This window comes from Bradyrhizobium jicamae, assembly GCF_018130215.1.
GTDB classification, from domain to species: Bacteria; Pseudomonadota; Alphaproteobacteria; order Rhizobiales; family Xanthobacteraceae; genus Bradyrhizobium; species Bradyrhizobium jicamae_A.
The window spans coordinates 37,654-53,227 of sequence record NZ_JAFCKQ010000010.1 but is presented as its reverse complement, the minus strand read 5'-3'; the positions used below and the strand labels follow the sequence as shown (position 1 = coordinate 53,227).

Annotated in this window: 16 protein-coding genes; 8 read left to right on the top strand and 8 right to left on the bottom strand. The window is 64.7% G+C overall.

Annotated elements, in window-relative coordinates:
- Nucleotides 1–56: 56 nt before the first annotated feature.
- Both JQ586_RS14320 and yghU read left to right on the top strand, forming a co-directional pair.
- A complete protein-coding gene (locus JQ586_RS14320) occupies nucleotides 57–1,715 on the top strand; it encodes an NAD(P)/FAD-dependent oxidoreductase (protein ID WP_212395224.1) in 1,659 nt (552 codons plus the stop codon).
- A 210-nt stretch (nucleotides 1,716–1,925) separates the two neighbouring features.
- Nucleotides 1,926–2,804: a glutathione-dependent disulfide-bond oxidoreductase gene (gene yghU, locus JQ586_RS14315; RefSeq protein ID WP_212395223.1), complete on the top strand. Its 879-nt coding sequence runs from the start codon at nucleotides 1,926–1,928 to the stop codon at nucleotides 2,802–2,804.
- Nucleotides 2,805–2,854: 50 nt separating this feature from the next.
- Here yghU and JQ586_RS14310 read toward each other — a convergent pair whose 3' ends face one another.
- The 5 genes from JQ586_RS14310 to JQ586_RS14290 form a co-directional block, all read right to left on the bottom strand.
- Entirely contained in the window at nucleotides 2,855–3,130 is a 276-nt protein-coding gene (locus JQ586_RS14310; RefSeq protein ID WP_212395222.1) for a GNAT family N-acetyltransferase, read from the bottom strand.
- A gap of 14 nt (nucleotides 3,131–3,144) precedes the next feature.
- On the bottom strand, nucleotides 3,145–3,759 hold the full coding sequence (locus JQ586_RS14305; protein WP_212395221.1) for a flavin reductase family protein: 615 nt from the start codon (nucleotides 3,757–3,759) through the stop codon (nucleotides 3,145–3,147).
- 175 nt (nucleotides 3,760–3,934) lie between these two features.
- Nucleotides 3,935–5,209: an acyl-CoA dehydrogenase family protein gene (locus tag JQ586_RS14300; RefSeq protein ID WP_212395220.1), complete on the bottom strand. Its 1,275-nt coding sequence runs from the start codon at nucleotides 5,207–5,209 to the stop codon at nucleotides 3,935–3,937.
- A 173-nt stretch (nucleotides 5,210–5,382) separates the two neighbouring features.
- Complete coding sequence (locus tag JQ586_RS14295) at nucleotides 5,383–5,760, bottom strand: VOC family protein (protein ID WP_212395219.1); 378 nt, start codon at nucleotides 5,758–5,760, stop codon at nucleotides 5,383–5,385.
- Between the two features lie 124 nt (nucleotides 5,761–5,884).
- Nucleotides 5,885–6,667, bottom strand: a complete 783-nt coding sequence (locus JQ586_RS14290) for an SDR family NAD(P)-dependent oxidoreductase (RefSeq protein ID WP_212395218.1) — start codon at nucleotides 6,665–6,667, stop codon at nucleotides 5,885–5,887.
- Between the two features lie 156 nt (nucleotides 6,668–6,823).
- Between JQ586_RS14290 and JQ586_RS14285 the strand changes: the two genes are divergently transcribed.
- The 3 genes from JQ586_RS14285 to JQ586_RS14275 are packed head-to-tail and all read left to right on the top strand — an operon-like array spanning nucleotide 6,824 to nucleotide 8,977.
- Nucleotides 6,824–7,618 (top strand): enoyl-CoA hydratase/isomerase, encoded by a 795-nt coding sequence (locus tag JQ586_RS14285; protein ID WP_212395217.1) that lies wholly within the window; start codon nucleotides 6,824–6,826, stop codon nucleotides 7,616–7,618.
- Nucleotides 7,615–8,601: a phosphotransferase family protein gene (locus JQ586_RS14280; protein ID WP_212395216.1), complete on the top strand. Its 987-nt coding sequence runs from the start codon at nucleotides 7,615–7,617 to the stop codon at nucleotides 8,599–8,601. Before JQ586_RS14285 ends, JQ586_RS14280 begins: the two co-directional genes overlap by 4 nt.
- Before the next feature lies 1 nt (nucleotide 8,602).
- Complete coding sequence (locus JQ586_RS14275; protein WP_212395215.1) at nucleotides 8,603–8,977, top strand: DUF6285 domain-containing protein; 375 nt, start codon at nucleotides 8,603–8,605, stop codon at nucleotides 8,975–8,977.
- Nucleotides 8,978–9,078: 101 nt separating this feature from the next.
- On the opposite strand, the gene JQ586_RS14270 is transcribed toward JQ586_RS14275, so the two are convergent.
- The gene (locus tag JQ586_RS14270; protein WP_212395214.1) at nucleotides 9,079–9,858 is read right to left on the bottom strand and encodes an enoyl-CoA hydratase-related protein; all 780 of its coding nucleotides are present in this window, start codon (nucleotides 9,856–9,858) and stop codon (nucleotides 9,079–9,081) included.
- Between the two features lie 218 nt (nucleotides 9,859–10,076).
- Here JQ586_RS14270 and JQ586_RS14265 point away from each other — a divergent pair, with 218 nt between their 5' ends.
- Together JQ586_RS14265 and JQ586_RS14260 are read left to right on the top strand one after the other, a co-directional pair.
- Nucleotides 10,077–11,351 carry an acyl-CoA dehydrogenase family protein gene (locus JQ586_RS14265; RefSeq protein ID WP_212395213.1) on the top strand — a complete coding sequence of 425 codons (1,275 nt, stop codon included), beginning with the start codon at nucleotides 10,077–10,079 and terminating at the stop codon, nucleotides 11,349–11,351.
- A gap of 27 nt (nucleotides 11,352–11,378) precedes the next feature.
- Nucleotides 11,379–11,858: a GFA family protein gene (locus JQ586_RS14260; protein ID WP_212395212.1), complete on the top strand. Its 480-nt coding sequence runs from the start codon at nucleotides 11,379–11,381 to the stop codon at nucleotides 11,856–11,858.
- A 106-nt stretch (nucleotides 11,859–11,964) separates the two neighbouring features.
- On the opposite strand, the gene JQ586_RS14255 is transcribed toward JQ586_RS14260, so the two are convergent.
- Together JQ586_RS14255 and JQ586_RS14250 are read right to left on the bottom strand one after the other, a co-directional pair.
- Nucleotides 11,965–13,545, bottom strand: coding sequence for a fatty acid--CoA ligase (locus JQ586_RS14255; RefSeq protein ID WP_212395211.1), 1,581 nt, complete (start codon nucleotides 13,543–13,545; stop codon nucleotides 11,965–11,967).
- Between the two features lie 150 nt (nucleotides 13,546–13,695).
- Nucleotides 13,696–14,571 (bottom strand): SDR family oxidoreductase, encoded by an 876-nt coding sequence (locus JQ586_RS14250; protein ID WP_212395210.1) that lies wholly within the window; start codon nucleotides 14,569–14,571, stop codon nucleotides 13,696–13,698.
- Nucleotides 14,572–14,673: 102 nt separating this feature from the next.
- Between JQ586_RS14250 and JQ586_RS14245 the strand changes: the two genes are divergently transcribed.
- Nucleotides 14,674–15,489: a crotonase/enoyl-CoA hydratase family protein gene (locus JQ586_RS14245; RefSeq protein WP_212395209.1), complete on the top strand. Its 816-nt coding sequence runs from the start codon at nucleotides 14,674–14,676 to the stop codon at nucleotides 15,487–15,489.
- Nucleotides 15,490–15,574 lie beyond the last annotated feature (85 nt).

The window sequence follows — 15,574 nt, the reverse complement described above, 5'->3', positions numbered from 1 at the left end:
GCCTCAGAGAGAATGCTGCTTTCAACAGAGAAGAATCCATCAGGGAGTTTTGCTGAATGTCCGCCCAATCGTCAGCCGAAAGCGCCGACGCCGCGCACTTTGATGTCGTCGTGGTCGGCGCCGGCTTCGCCGGCATGTACATGCTGCACCGTCTGCGCGGCCTCGGTCTTTCGGCGCGCGTCTATGAGCAGGGCAGCGGCGTCGGCGGCACCTGGTACTGGAATCGTTATCCCGGCGCGCGCTGCGACGTCGAGAGCATGCAGTACTCCTACTCGTTCTCGGAGGAGTTGCAGCACGAGTGGAACTGGAGCGAGCGCTACGCGCCGCAACCTGAGATCCTGCAATATGCCAACCATGTCGCCGATCGCTTCGGCCTCAGACGTGACATCCAGTTCGACACCAGGGTCGAACGCGCCGCATTCGACGAGCGCCGCAATCTCTGGCAGGTCGCGACGTCTGATGGGAAGGCCGTGACCGCGCGCTTCGTCGTGCTCGCCACCGGTTGCCTGTCGAATGCGCGCAAGCCCGACATCAGGGGCCTCGATCGTTTCAAGGGGCCGGTCTATCACACCGGCCACTGGCCGCATCATCCGGTCGATTTCACCGGGCTTCGCGTCGGCGTGATCGGCACCGGCTCGTCGGGCATCCAGTCGGTCCCGGTCATTGTCGAACAGGCGAAGCATGTCACTGTGTTCCAGCGCACGGCGCAGTTCTCGATCCCCGCGCGCAATGCCAAACTGACGGACGAGGAGCGCAGCTGGTTTCGTGCCAACTATCCCGAGATCAGGCGGTTCGCCCGCGAAGAGGCCAAGAACGGCATCTACACCGAATTGCCCGATCGCGGCGCGCTCGATGACGGCGACAACGAGCGCCGCGCCAAATACGAGGCGCGCTGGCAGCACGGCGGCCTCACCTTCATGTCGGTCTACAACAATCTGGCGCTGGACCAGGCGGCCAACGACACCGCCGCCGATTTCGTGCGCGACAAGATCGTCGAGATCGTCAGGGATCCCGCGACGGCGAAGCTGCTGACGCCGGGAAGCTATCCGATCGGCACCAAGCGGATCTGCATCGACACGGACTATTTCGCGACCTTCAACCGGCCGAACGTCACGCTGGTCGACATCAAGGCCGATCCGATCGAGGAGGTCACCGCAACCGCGGTGCGCTCGGGCGGCAATGAACACGAGCTCGACGCGCTGGTGCTGGCAACCGGATTCGATGCGATGACCGGCTCGGTCGCGAAGATCGACATTCGCGGCCGCGACGGCCAGACGCTGAACCAGAAATGGGCGGAGGGGCCGCGCACGTATCTCGGCCTGATGAGCGCGGGCTTTCCCAACCTGTTCGTGATCACCGGCCCTGGCAGCCCCTCGGTGCTGTCGAACATGATCGTGTCGATCGAGCAGCATGTCGACTGGATCAGCGATTGCCTCGTCTACATGCGCGACAATGCTGTTGCGACCATCGAGGCGGAGGAGGACGCCGAGAGCAAATGGGTCGCCCATGTCAACGAGGTCGCCTCTGCGACGCTCTATCCGCAGGCCGATTCCTGGTACATGGGCGCGAACATTCCCGGCAAGCCCCGCATCTTCATGCCCTATATCGGCGGCGTCGGCCCGTACCGGCAGATCTGCAACGACGTCGCCGCCCGGGGTTATGAGGGCTTTGCGATGACGGCCGCGGAGGCCCCACGCAAGGTGGCGGCGTCCTGAACAACCCAGCCGTCATTCCGGGGCGATGCGGAGAATCGAACCCGGAATCTCGAGATTTCGGGTTCGCCCTTCGGGCGCCCGGGAATGACAAAGTGAGCTCTGGAGGGTGGGCAAAGCGAAGCGTGCCCACCATCTAGTTCGGGTATGCCGGTGGTGGGCACGGCGCAATTGCGCCTTTGCCTGCTGCGGATCGCAACCAGGAGCATCTCAGTGACCGAAATTCCCGCCTACGAGCCGCCGAAAGTCTGGACCTGGAACAAGGAGAGCGGCGGGCGCTTCGCCAGCATCAACCGGCCGATCGCCGGGCCCACCCATGAGAAGGAATTGCCGGTCGGACGTCATCCGCTGCAACTTTATTCCCTGGCGACGCCGAACGGCGTGAAGGTCACGGTGTTGCTGGAGGAACTGCTGGCGGCCGGCCACGAGGGCGCGGAGTACGATGCCTGGCTGATCAAGATCGACGGCAACCAGTTCGGCAGCGGCTTCGTCGACGTCAATCCGAACTCGAAGATCCCGGCGCTGATGGACCGCAGCGCGCCGGAGCCGGTCAGGGTGTTCGAATCCGGCTCGATCCTGGTCTATCTTGCCGAGAAATTCGGAGCCTTCCTGCCGACCGACGTCAGGACGCGCGCGGAGACCTTCTCCTGGCTGTTCTGGCAGATGGGCGCCGCGCCCTATCTCGGCGGCGGTTTCGGGCATTTCTACGCCTATGCGCCGACCAAGATCGAATACGCCATCGACCGCTTCGCGATGGAGGTGAAGCGACAACTCGACGTGCTCGACCGCCGCCTCGCAGACAACGAGTATCTCGCAGGCCCGGTCTACACGATTGCCGACATGGCGGTGTGGCCCTGGTACGGCGGGCTGGCAAAAGGCCTGCTCTATGGCGCCGGCGAATTCCTCTCGGTGCAGGACTACAAGAACGTGCAGCGCTGGACCAACGCGATCGCGGCACGGCCGGCCGTGAAGCGTGGCCGCATGGTCAACCGTACCTGGGGTGAGCCGTCGAGCCAGCTCCACGAGCGCCATGACGCCGGCGATTTCGAGACCAGGACGCAGGACAAGATCGGCGAGCCCGCCCCGGTATAGCGCATAAGACCTTCAGCGTGTTGCGAAAGATCGTCGGCACCGTGTCGCCGTTACGCGAGCAGGTCATTGTCCTCAGGGTTCTTCTTCATGAAGCCCTGGATGAATTCGCATTTGACGATCAGCTTGCGGCGCTGCGCGCGGACGGCATCGAGCGTGGCACGCGCGAGCTTCGAGCCGATGCCGCGGCCGCCGAGCTCCGGCGGCACCTCGGTGTGCACTAGCGTGATCGTGTCCTGCGTCTTGCGATAGACGACGAAGGCAATCGCGCCGTCGACCTCAAGCTCGAACCGGCTTTGAGCCTCGTTGTCGCGGAATCCGTCGCTCATGCTGTCGTCCCCGGTTATTTCTTCGCGCCCTCGGCCGGCGGAAACACCACGCGGTCGTCGGTGCGGCAATAGCGGTCGGCGAACATGCGGCCGATCGGGTGATAGCGGTCCATGTGCACGCGCATCGCTTCACGGTCCCACAATTCGTCGCGGATATGGAAATGGATGCCTTCGCCCATGATGAGCTGGCGGTCGCCGTTGACGTCGATCAGCTTCCAGGTTCTGCATTCCATCGCGAAGGGCGCGTCGGCAAGCCGGGGCACCGCGACCTTGCTTGATGGCGCGAGCGTCAGCCCGAGATGGGCGGGCTCGCCGATCTCGGGCGGAAAGTCGCCGCTGGTCTCGTGCATCGCGCGCGCAAGCGGCTCGTCGGTGAGATGGACCACGAACTCGCCCGCACGCTGGATGTTGGCAAGCGTATCCTTCTCCCGCCCGTCGGGCCGCCGGTTGACCGCGACCATGCAGAGCGGCGGATCCTCGCAGAACACGTTGAAGAACGAGAACGGCGCGGCATTGACCACGCCGTCCGCGCTCACGCTCGTCACCCAGGCGATCGGCCGCGGCAGTACGAACGATGTGAGCACCTTGTAGCGCTCGCGCTGGGTGAGGTCGCTTGCGGCGTATTCCATGACGCAGTCCTCTTCCTTGCTCGCCTCGCCCCGCCTGCGGGAGAGAGGCCGGACCGCATCGTAAGGTGCGATCCGGGTGAGGGGAGTCTCCGCGAGTGCGGCAAGAGGCGGACTTGCGGAGACTCCCCCTCATCCCGACCTTCTCCCCGCATGCGGGGAGAAGGGCAAGAAAGGCTTACGGCATGCTCAGTTCATGCCGGCCGACCACCATCCAGTGCACCTCGTCGGGACCGTCGGCGAAGCGGAGATGGCGGACGTCCTGGTACATTTCGCCAAGCGGGGACCATTGCGAGATGCCGGTGGCGCCGTGCATCTGGATCGCCTGGTCGATCACCTTGCAGGCCCGCTCGGGGACCATGGCCTTGACCATCGACACCCAGACGCGGGCTTCCTTGTTGCCGAGCACGTCCATCGCCTTGGCCGCCTTCAACACCATCAGCCGCATCGCCTCGATCTCGCAGCGCGCCTGCGCGATGATCTGGGTGTTGCCGCCGAGATGGGCGATCTTCTTGCCAAAAGCCTCGCGGGTGAGGCCGCGCTGCACCATCATGTCGAGCGCCTTCTCGGCCTTGCCGATGGTGCGCATGCAGTGATGAATGCGGCCGGGGCCGAGGCGGACCTGCGAGATCTCGAAGCCGCGGCCTTCGCCCAGCAGCATGTTCTCCTTCGGCACGCGGCAGTTGTTGAAGCGCAGATGCATGTGGCCGCGCGGCGCGTGGTCGTGGCCGAACACGTGCATCGGGCCGAGGATTTCGACGCCGGGGGTGTCGATCGGCACCAGGATCTGCGACTGCTGCTTGCTCGGCGCAGCGTCGGGGTTGGTCTTCACCATCACGATCATGATCTTGCAGCGCGGATCGCCTGCACCGGAGATGTAATACTTCTCGCCGTTGATCACCCACTCGTCGCCGACCAGCTTGGCCGTGGTCGAGATGTTCTTGGCATCGGAGGAGGCGACGTTCGGCTCGGTCATCGCATAGGCCGAGCGGATCTCGCCGTTCAAAAGCGGTTTGAGCCACTTCTCCTTCTGCTCCTTGGTGCCGACACGCTCCAGCACCTCCATGTTGCCGGTGTCGGGCGCCGAGCAGTTCATCGTCTCCGAGGCCAGCGGGCTCTTGCCGAGCTCGGCGGCGATATAGGCGTAGTCGAGGTTGTTGAGGCCTTCGCCGGTCTCTGCGTCGGGCAGGAAGAAGTTCCAGAGGCCCACTTCCTTGGCCTTGTCCTTGGCCTTCTGCAATATCGCGAGCTGCTCTGGCGTGAAGCTCCAGCGGTCGGTCTTCTTCTCACCGGCGCGATAGAACTCGACCGACATCGGGTCGACCGTGTCGCGGATGAACTGCTTCACATGGTCGTAGAGTGGCCGGACCTTGTCCGACATGCGCAGGTCATTGAGCTCATCGCCCGGGTTGAGCGTATAGTTCGTGGTGCGCGGCACATAGGCATGCTTCATTGTCGTTTCTCCCATCGGCGAAGGCGCGTTTCGCCGCGGACAATAGACGCGGGCGGCGCGAAGCGCGAGCACCGATTTTCAGATCGTCTCTGCCGCATCGCGGAATTTGACGAGGGCGCTTCAAACATTGTTTGAAGCGCCGCCGCTCGCGATGCGAAATGGCGCGGACGGGCTCAGCGCATGCGATGCATTGCGCAGATCTTGTTACCGTCGGGATCGCGAAGATAGGCGAGATAGGCCTTGCCGGCAGCGCCCTCGCGGACGCCGGGCGGATTCTCGCATGGCTTGCCGCCGGCGGCGACGCCGGCCGCGTGCCAGGCGTCGACCTGCTCAGGCGAATTGCAGGCAAAGCCGATCGTGCCGCCATTGGCATGCGTCGCCGGTTCGCCGTTGATCGGCTTCGAGACCGAGAAAACACCCGTCTTGGTGACGTAGAAAATGCGGTGACCGTCGACCCTGGCCGGCCGGACATCGACGGTCGCCAGCAGCGCGTCATAGAACGCCTTGGCCTTGTCCAGATCGTTGGTGCCGATCATCACGTGCGAAAACATCCCAAAGTCCTCCGGTTTGCCTTGTTGCTTGTGCGCAAACGCTAGCAGCAGTCTCGCTGCGACGGAAGCGGCCACGCATTCGCAGTCGTGCGAGGCGGCGGTGGTGAGCCGGCCACAGCGTGCCCTAGAACGCCGTATACCCGCCGTCGATCACGAAGCAATCAGCCGTATGATACGACGACGCCTTGCTCATGATGTAAACCGCGATGCCCCCGAAATCGCTCGGCTCGCCGAAGCGTCGCGCCGGGATGCGCGGCATCACGTTGGCGACGAACTTGTCGTTGGCCATGATGCCGGCGGTCATGTCGCTCTTGATCCAGCCGGGCAGGATCGCGTTCGCGGTGACGCCGTAGCGGGCGAGCTCGACACCCAGCGCGCGGCACAGCGCATTCAGCGCCGCCTTGGTGCCGGCGTAGTGCTCATTGCGCGCGGTGCCGAACAGCGAGGCGAGGCTCGAGGTCGCAACCAGCCGGCCGAACTTGTCGCCGGTCTCGGCGCGCTCGGTCATGTGGCGCGCGGCGGCCTGGAAGACGTGAAAGACGCCGTCGAGATTGGTCGCGAACATCCTGCGCCATTCCTCCTCGGTGCGGTCGATGAAGGCGCGCCGCCCGCCGCCGCCGATGCCGGCATTGGCGAAGCATCCGTCGACGCGGCCGAACGTATCGAGCGTCGCCCGCATCGCGGTCTTGACCGAGGCGGGATCGCTGACGTCGCAGATCTGCGTCGCGACCTTGCCGGGACCGCTCGCCATCGACGCGGCCGCGCTCGCATTCTTCTCCGCGTTGCGGCCCCAGATCGAGACATTGCATCCGGCGGAATTCAGCGCTTGCGCGATGCCGAGGCCGATGCCGCCATTGCCGCCGGTGATGACGGCGACGCGGCCGGTGAGGTCGAAGATGCCACTCATTGGGGTTTCCATTTGGTTGGGTGCGCGCTAATCACGCGTTCAGGGATTGGCTTGCGACCAACCATGGACAAGCCCGGCGCAAAAATCAAATATGGGTCGAGGCGTCGTTTTCGGCCTGCCGCGTCAGCCGCGCGGCACAACGGATAGAGGAAACAAATGCAGTTCAAACACGTCACGCTCGACTTCGACGGATCGGTCGCGATCCTCAGGCTCGACCATCAGGAGGTCATGAACGCGGTCTCGATCGACATGCTCGGCGGCCTCGCAGAGGCGCTCGATGCGATCGACGACAAGCGCGACGAGGTGCGCTGCCTGGTCATCACCGGCGCGGGCCGGGCCTTCTGCACCGGTGCCAATCTGCAGGGCCGCAATACGCAAGCGAAGCCGGGCAGGAGCAATGCGGGTGCGGCGCTCGAGACCGCGTTCCACCCGTTCCTGCGCCGTTTGCGTAAGCTGCATTGTCCAATTGTCACCGCGGTGAACGGCCCTGCCGCCGGCGCAGGCATGAGCTTCGCGCTGATGGGCGACCTGATCCTGTGCGCGCGCTCGTCCTATTTCCTGCAGGCGTTCCGCCGCATCGGCCTGGTGCCGGATTGCGGCTCGACCTGGCTGCTGCCGCGGCTGATCGGAAGAGCGCGCTCGGTCGAGCTGTCGCTGCTCGGCGAGCGGCTGCCGGCCGAGAAGGCGCTGGAATGGGGCCTCGTCAACCGCGTCTACGACGACGGCGTGCTGATGGAGGAGGCGATGAAGCTGGCGCATGAACTCGCCAACGGTCCGACGGTGGCCCTGTCGCTGATCCGAAAGCTCTATTGGGACAGCCCGGAGAATTCGTTCGAGGACCAGCTCAACCTGGAATTCGAATCGCAGCGGATCGCCGGCAGTGCCGAAGACTTCAAGGAAGGTGTCACCGCATTCCTCGAGAAGCGTCCGGCGAAGTTCAAGGGCAAATGATCGAGGTCGACCTCGGGCGCTGCGTCGCCTCCTTCCTTCCCGGCGCGACCGGCGTCACCGGCGCGGCTAGGCTCTCCGGTGGCGCCAGCCAGGAGACCTGGACGTTCGACATCGCGCATCCGGGCGGCAATATCGGCGCGATCCTGCGCCGTGCGCCGCCCGGCTATGGCGCGGCGCCCGGCCGTGCCGCCGGCCTCGACGCGGAAGCGGTGCTGATGCAGCTTGCGCATGATGCCGGGCTGCCGTCGCCGAAGGTGATGCATGTCCTGAAACCGGAGGACGGCCTCGGCCGGGGCTTCATCATGGCGCGCATCGCGGGCGAGACCATTGCGCGCAAGATTTTGCGCGACGAGGAATTTGCGATCGCGCGCCCGATCCTGGCCCGCCAGCTCGGGCGGGTGATCGCGGGCATCCACGGCCTGCCGCGGGCAAAGCTGCCGCAGCTGCGCAGCATGACCGCGACAAGGGAGATCGAGGATCTCGAGCGCGAATACCGCAGCTTCAACTGGCCGCGGCCGGTGTTCGAGCTGGCGCTGCGCTGGTTGCGCGACCACGATCCCGGTCCGTCGTCCGAGGTGACGCTGGTACATGGCGATTTCCGGCACGGCAATTTGATCATCGGTCCCGACGGCGTGCGCGCGGTGCTCGACTGGGAGCTCGCGCATTTCGGCGATCCGATGGAGGACCTCGGGTGGATCTGCGTCAACTCCTGGCGCTTCGGCGAGATAGACAAGCCGGTCGGCGGCTTCGGCACGCGCGAAGACCTGTTTGCGGGCTACGACGAAGCCGGGCGCAAGGCCGATCCGGACCGCGTGATGTTCTGGGAGGTGATGGGCACCTTACGATGGGGCGTGATGTGCTGCGGCATGATGCAGCGCTTCCGCACCGGCCCGGATCATTCCATGGAGCGTGCGATGATCGGCCGGCGCTCATCGGAGACCGAGATTGACTTGCTCAGACTGCTAGCCCCGCGAGGCACGTGAGATGCAGGACGAACCGACCCTCACCGAACTGATCAAGGCCGTCGCCGATTTCCTGCGCAGCGAGATCACGCCGGCGATCAAGGGCCACAATGCCTTCAAGCTCCGCGTCGGCATCAACGCGCTCGATCTGGTGACCCGACAGCTTGCGCTCGCCGAGAGCAGCGATGCGGCCGAGGTCGCACGGCTGAAGCAGTTGCTCGGCAGCGACGGCTCGCTGACGGAACTCAACCGCGCGCTGTCGGAAAAGATCGCAAGCGGCGAGGTGGATCTGCACACCGCGGGCCTGCGGGAACATCTGTGGCAAACGACGATGGACAAGCTCGCCGTCGATCAGCCGAACTATGCGTCGTACAAGAGGGAGCTCGGAAACAAGTAACAGGCAACCTCGTCACTGCGGGGAGCGAAGCGACGAAGCGATCCATGCTTCCGAAAGCGATGGATTACTTCGCTTCGCTCGCAATGACGCGGAGAGTGCGCCTAGCGCCCCAGCCACTTCGGCGCCCGCTTCTCCGAGAACGCCTTCGGCCCCTCGATGTAATCCTGCGAGGCGACCATCGCCTTGACCGCCGGATAATCCCGCTGCTCGGCCAGCGCCTGCTCCAGCGAGACTTCGAGGCCCTTCTGGATCGCCTGTTTCGAGGCGCGGATCGACATCGGCGAGTTCTTGGCGATGGTCTCGGCCCAGCGTTCGGCTGCGGCAAGCGCCTCGCCCTGCGGCACCACCTCGTTGACGAAGCCGAGCTCATGGCCCTCTCTGGCGCTGACATGACGCGCGGTGAGGATCATGCCCATCGCGCGCTTCAGCCCGATCTGCCGTGGCAGGCGGTGCAGGCCGCCGGCGAGCGCCGCGAGGCCGACGCGCGGCTCGGGCAGGGCGAAGGTCGCGTTCTCGGAGGCGATGATGAGATCGCAAGCCAGCGCGATCTCGAAGCCGCCGCCCATCGCGACGCCGTTGACGGCGGCGATGATCGGCTTGTCGCAGTCGAATCGGGTGGTGAGGCCGGCGAAGCCGCCCTTGTCCCAGCCGCGCTTGCCGCCCGCGGCCTGCCACTTCAGGTCGTTGCCGGCGCAGAACGCCTTGTCGCCGGCGCCGGTGACGATCGCGACCCACTGCTCGGGATCGGTCGAGAAGTCGTCGAACACCTTGTTGAGCTCGAAATGCGCATCGATATGCAGCGCGTTGTAAACCTCGGGTCGCGACAGCGTCACGATGGTGATGGGACCCTTGCGTGTCACCTTGGAGAATTTCAGTTCCATGTCGGCTCCCGTCGATTTTCTGTGGCGAAGAATATGGCTGGCATCCTAGCGCGTGCGCGCCGCCTGGTGCCATCCAATTACGCAAAGCGACCGCGCGCAAGCCTCATCGGCCTGCTTGACTTGGCCGCGTGCTTCTCACCTTAATCGATCCGAACTGCGAGGTGCGATAGCGCCTAGACACAAAACCAGAATCAACGAACTTTCCGGGAGAGACTGCCTTGGATTTCAATCTGCCGGCTGACCTTGTCGCCTATCTTGGCGAACTCGACCGCTTCATCGAACGCGAGATCAAGCCGCTCGAAGAGGCTGACGACAACATCCGCTTCTTCGACCATCGCCGCGAATGGGCGCGCACCGATTTCGAGAACGGCGGCCTGCCGCGCCACGAATGGGAGGCGCTGCTGCGCAAGGCAAAGAACCTTGCCGATGCCGCCGGTCATTTGCGCTTCGCGATCCCGAAGCGTTACGGCGGCAGGGACGGCTCCAATCTCTGGATGGCCGTGATCCGCGAGCACTTCGCCTCCAAGGGGCTCGGCCTGCACAACGATCTGCAGAACGAGCATTCGATCGTCGGCAATCTGCCCATCGTGACCATGCTCGATCGCTACGGCAACGAGGAGCAGAAGGCGATGATCGACGGCTCCATCACCGGCAAGTACCGCATCACGTTCGGCCTCACCGAGCCCGAGCATGGCTCCGACGCCACGCATATGGAGACGAAGGCGGTTCCTGCGACCCGCGACAACGTCAAGGGCTGGATCATCAACGGCGAGAAGATGTGGACGACCGGCATGCATGTCGCCACGCATTGCGCGCTGTTCGCGCGGACCTCGGGCAATGACGGCGACGCGCGCGGCATCACCTGCTTCCTGGTGCCGGCAAAGTCGCCCGGCGTGAAGGTCGAGCAGTATATGTGGACCTTCAACATGCCGACCGATCACCCGCGCGTCAGCTTCACCGACGTGTTCGTGCCCGAGGATGCGCAGTTCGGCGAGGTCGGGCGTGGCCTGTCGCTCGCGCAATGCTTCGTGCATGAGAACCGCATCCGCCAGGCCGCGAGCTCGCTCGGTGCCGCGGTCTACTGCATCAACGAGAGCGTGAAATACGCGCGCGAGCGAAAGCCGTTCGGCAAGGCGCTGGCCGAGAACCAGGCGATCCAGTGGCCGCTGGTGGAGCTTGCGACGCAAGCCGAGATGCTGCGTCTGTTGATCCGCAAGACGGCGTGGGAGATGGACCAGCTCACCCAGGCGCAGGTCGAGCATACGCTGTCGGACCGGGTCTCGATGTGCAACTTCTGGGCTAACCGTCTGTGCTGCGAGGCTGCCGACCGCGCGATGCAGGTGCATGGCGGCATGGGCTATTCGCGCCACAAGCCGTTCGAGCACATCTATCGCCACCACCGCCGCTACCGTATCACCGAGGGCAGCGAGGAGATCCAGAAGCGCAAGGTGGCGGGTTTCCTGTTCGGCTACATGGGAGCCGGGAAGCACTGAGAGACGAACGCACGCGGAGATCCCGTCATGTTCATGGAGGGTGGGTGTACTTGCCGTCACGTCCGCTACCGCCTGACGAGCAAGCCGATGATCGTCCATGCCTGCCACTGCACCTGGTGCCAGCGCGAGACCGGCACCGTGCACGCGCTCAATGCGATGTATGAAGCCGAGCGGGTCGAGCATATCGCGGCCGAGCCCGAGATCATCGACACGCCGTCGGCAAGCGGCAAGGGCCAGAAGATCGCGCGCTGCCCGATCTGCAAGATCGCGGTTTGGAGCAACTATCCCGGCGCGGGACCGGCGGTGCGCTTCGTGCGCGTCGGCACCATGGACGATCCGAGGCAATGTCCGCCCGACGTCCACATCTTCACCTCGACCAGGCAGCCCTGGGTCACGTTTCCGCCGGGCGCAAAGGTGTTCGCCGAGTATTACAGGATCGACGAGGTCTGGTCGGACGAAGCAAAGGAGCGGCGGCGGGCGTTGCGGGAGAGGACGAAGAGGTCGTGATTGCGATCGACACTGGGGTCATTGCGAGGAGCGAAGCGACGAAGCGGTCCATGCTTCCGCGCGGAAACGATGGATTGCTTCGCTTCGCTCGCAATGTCGGAGAGGATTAATTCACCTGCCGGTCCTTCCCCACCCAGTACGGATCACGCAGATCCCGCCGCAGGATCTTGCCCGACGGGTTGCGCGGCAGCGCCGGGATGAAGTCGACCGATTTCGGCGTCTTGTAGCCCGCGATCCGTTCGCGGGCGAAGTTGATGATGTCGGTCGCGCTTGCCGTCTTGCCCGGCTTCATCACCACCACCGCTTTCACCGCCTCGCCCCACTTGTCGTCGGGAATGCCGATCACGGCGGCTTCCGCCACGTCAGGATGATCGCAGATCGCGCTCTCGACCTCCGCGGGGTAGATGTTCTCGCCGCCGGAAATGATCATGTCCTTGATGCGGTCGTGGATGTAGAGGTAGCCGTCCTTGTCCATGTAGCCGGCATCTCCCGTGCGCAGCCAGCCGTTGCTGTCGATGGTGCGCGCGGTCGCCTCGGGCAGATTCCAGTAGCCTGCCATGTTGGAGCCGGAGCGGGTGGCGATCTCGCCGACCTCGCCGGGCGGCAGCGGCTTGCCGTCGGCGTCGAGGATCGCAAGCTCGATGCCGGGCAGCGCCTTGCCGGCCGAGCGCATGCGGTCGAGCCCCTCGATATGGTCTTCCGGCGGAAGCGCGACGATGGTGCCCGTTGTTTCGGTCATGCCGTACATCTGCACGAAGCCGCATTTGAAGACCTCGATGCACTCCTTCAGCAGTGCCGCCGGGATCGGCGAGGCGCCGTACAGCATGTACTTCAAGCGGGAGAAATCGACCTGCCGCGCACGCGGCTGCCGCACCACGAACTGCATCGCGGCCGGCACCATGAACAGTTTTGTAATTCCGGACTGCTCGAAGAAATCGAGCACCTTGGTCGGATCGAACTCGCGCGCAACAACGCCGCGGGCGCCGTGATAGAGGCCCATCACGCCCCAGCCCGAGCCCCCGATGTGGAAGATCGGCATTGCGACCAGCGAGACATCATCGGTGGTCCACCTGTTCCACTCGGGCTTCTCGGCCTCGTTGCCGGTCTGCACCAGGTTGAGGAAGTTGGCATGCGACAGCATCGCGCCCTTCGGCTTGCCGGTCGTGCCGGAGGTGTAGAGCTGGATCGCGATGTCCTTCGGCCCGATCGTCACCTTCGGATCGTCGCCGCTCTGCGCATCGCGCCAGGCGAGATAGTCCGGCCATTCCGGCGCGCCGCCCTCGGTCGTGATGATGGTGCGGACGCCTGGGATCCTGTCCCTGATGTTGCGGACCTGCGTGATGAATTCGGGGCCCGTGAACAGCACCGGTGCCTTGCAGTCGTCGACGATGAACGCGACCTCGGGCCCCGCGAGCCGCCAGTTCACCGGCGCCATCACCACGCCGGCCTTCATCGCGCCCATCAACAGCTCGAAATAGAAGTCGCTGTTCTTGCCGAGATAGGCGATCCGCTCGCCTTTTTTGACGCCCATCGCGATCAACGCGTTGGCGACGCGGTTGGTCTTGATGTCGAACTCGGCGAACGTGGTTTGCCGGCCCTCGAACTCGAAGGCGAGCGCATTGCCGAGGTTCCTGGCACGGTCGCGTACCATATCGGCAAGATTTGCCAGTTGCTGTGCAGCGGACATGTTTCCCCCGTGGCGTCTTGTTCTGGTTGCGCGGAGTGTGGCGGCATCTCGCGGCAAAGACAATACGGCGGAGTGAGCCGCGATGTTTCAACCGCGTCGTCCCGGCGAAGGCCGGGACCCATTGCCACGAATGGGGGTGGCCTGCGATGCTCACCCCCGCGCGGCGCGGTCCTTCTCGTTCTGCGCCTTGATCGAATCGCGGGCCTTGGTCCAGTCGTCGTCGCTCCAGTCGCGCAACTGGTAGAAGTTGCCGCCCATTGCCAGCGCCTGCGCACCGTCCATGGCGATGGTCTCGCCGTTGATCCAGTCGCAGCCGCCGGAGATCAGGAACACCACGAGGTTCTGCAATTCCTCCATGGTGCCCACGCGGCCCATCGGATTCATCGCCTTGGTGCGCGCGCCGGCCTCGTCGCCGGGCTTGATGCGCTTGCTCATGCCCTCGGTCGGGATCTCGCCCGGCGCGATGGTGTTCAGGCGGATGCCGTGCCGGCCCCATTCGATTGCGAGCGACATCGTCATGGCGTGGATCGCCGACTTGCTCATCGCCGACGGCACCACGTAGGGCGAGCCGTTGCGCACCCAGGTCACCGTGATCGACACCACGTTGCCGCGATGGCCGCCCGCGATCCAGCGCCGCCCGACCGCGTGCGTGACGTAGAAGGTGCCGTGCATCACGATGTTGGCGACCGCATCGAAGCCGCGCGGCGACAATTCCTCGGAGCGCGAGATGAAATTGCCGGCAGCGTTGTTGATCAGGTCCGTGAGGGGGCCGCTGGTGGTCCAGATCGACTCGATCATCTCGTCGACCGCGAGTGCGTTGCGGATGTCGACGCCATGGCTGACGACGCGGCCGCCATACTCGGCCATCAGTTCGGTGGCGGTCTCGTCGCAGACGCTCTTGCGCCGCCCGCAGATATGGACCTCGGCCCCGAGTTGCAGGAAACGCGAGGCCATTGACTTGCCAAGACCGGTGCCGCCTCCGGTTACGAGGATGCGTCGCCCGGCGAGAAGCTGATCGTTGAACATCGTTTCCACCCTCGGGGTTGTCAGTTAATTGGTCGATTGACTAAAAGCGGACAACGGTCTTTCTGTAAAGCGACAACACAGGACAAAGCGGAGGAGACTGCAATGGAAGATCGCGTTTCGATATCGATTTCGGACGGTATCGCCGACGTACGCCTGGTGCGGGCGGACAAGATGAACGCGCTCGATGCCGCGATGTTCGATGCGCTGGTGGCCGCAACCGACCGTCTTTCCAAGGAAAAAGGCCTCCGGGTGGTGGTGTTGTCGGGCGAGGGCCGGGCGTTCTGCGCCGGTCTCGATATGGGCCGCTTCGCCGCGATGAAGGAGAAGGGCGGTAACGGGGTGCCGGGCGGCGAGAAGCGCGATCTCTCGATCCGCACCCATGGCAAGGCCAATTTTCCGCAGCAGGCGGTGTGGGGCTGGCGCCAGCTTCCGGTTCCCGTCATCGCCGCGATCCATGGCGTCGCCTTCGGCGGCGGCTTTCAGCTCGCGCTCGGCGCCGATATCCGCCTGCTCTCGCCGGACGCGCGGATGTCGATCATGGAGATCAAATGGGGCCTGGTGCCCGACATGGCGGGCACGCCGATCCTCGCCAGCCTGGTGCGCGACGACATCCTGCGCGAGCTGACCTACACCGGCCGCATCTTCTCGGCGCAGGAGGCGCAGGCCTACGGCCTCGCCACCCGCCTCTGCGACGATCCGCGTGCCGCCGCGCTCGAGCTTGCGCGCGAGATATCAGGCAAGAGCCCGGATGCGATCCGCGCCGCCAAGCGGATGCTGAACAACCTCTCGGTCGACCCCGCCGCCGCGCTGCTGGCGGAATCGATCGAGCAGCAGAAGCTGCTCGGCAGTCCGAACCAGACCGAGGCCGTGCGCGCCAATCTCGAGAAGCGCGCGCCCAGGTTTGCGGATGCGGGGTAGTGCCATCCTGTCGTTCCGGAGCGCGCGAGGCGCGAACGCGGAATCTCGAGATTCCGGGTCTGGTCCTTCGGACCATCCCGGAATG

Bases quoted from the DNA above. Each gene is read 5' to 3' on its own strand.
- JQ586_RS14320 (WP_212395224.1), top strand. From the start codon at position 57: ATGTCCGCCCAATCGTCAGCCGAAAGCGCCGACGCCGCGCACTTTGAT.
- JQ586_RS14310 (WP_212395222.1), bottom strand. From the start codon at position 3,130: ATGAGCGACGGATTCCGCGACAACGAGGCTCAAAGCCGGTTCGAGCTT.
- JQ586_RS14305 (WP_212395221.1), bottom strand. From the start codon at position 3,759: ATGGAATACGCCGCAAGCGACCTCACCCAGCGCGAGCGCTACAAGGTG.
- JQ586_RS14300 (WP_212395220.1), bottom strand. From the start codon at position 5,209: ATGAAGCATGCCTATGTGCCGCGCACCACGAACTATACGCTCAACCCG.
- JQ586_RS14295 (WP_212395219.1), bottom strand. From the start codon at position 5,760: ATGTTTTCGCACGTGATGATCGGCACCAACGATCTGGACAAGGCCAAG.
- JQ586_RS14290 (WP_212395218.1), bottom strand. From the start codon at position 6,667: ATGAGTGGCATCTTCGACCTCACCGGCCGCGTCGCCGTCATCACCGGC.
- JQ586_RS14285 (WP_212395217.1), top strand. From the start codon at position 6,824: ATGCAGTTCAAACACGTCACGCTCGACTTCGACGGATCGGTCGCGATC.
- JQ586_RS14280 (WP_212395216.1), top strand. From the start codon at position 7,615: ATGATCGAGGTCGACCTCGGGCGCTGCGTCGCCTCCTTCCTTCCCGGC.
- JQ586_RS14275 (WP_212395215.1), top strand. From the start codon at position 8,603: ATGCAGGACGAACCGACCCTCACCGAACTGATCAAGGCCGTCGCCGAT.
- JQ586_RS14270 (WP_212395214.1), bottom strand. From the start codon at position 9,858: ATGGAACTGAAATTCTCCAAGGTGACACGCAAGGGTCCCATCACCATC.
- JQ586_RS14260 (WP_212395212.1), top strand. From the start codon at position 11,379: ATGTTCATGGAGGGTGGGTGTACTTGCCGTCACGTCCGCTACCGCCTG.
- JQ586_RS14255 (WP_212395211.1), bottom strand. From the start codon at position 13,545: ATGTCCGCTGCACAGCAACTGGCAAATCTTGCCGATATGGTACGCGAC.
- JQ586_RS14250 (WP_212395210.1), bottom strand. From the start codon at position 14,571: ATGTTCAACGATCAGCTTCTCGCCGGGCGACGCATCCTCGTAACCGGA.
- JQ586_RS14245 (WP_212395209.1), top strand. From the start codon at position 14,674: ATGGAAGATCGCGTTTCGATATCGATTTCGGACGGTATCGCCGACGTA.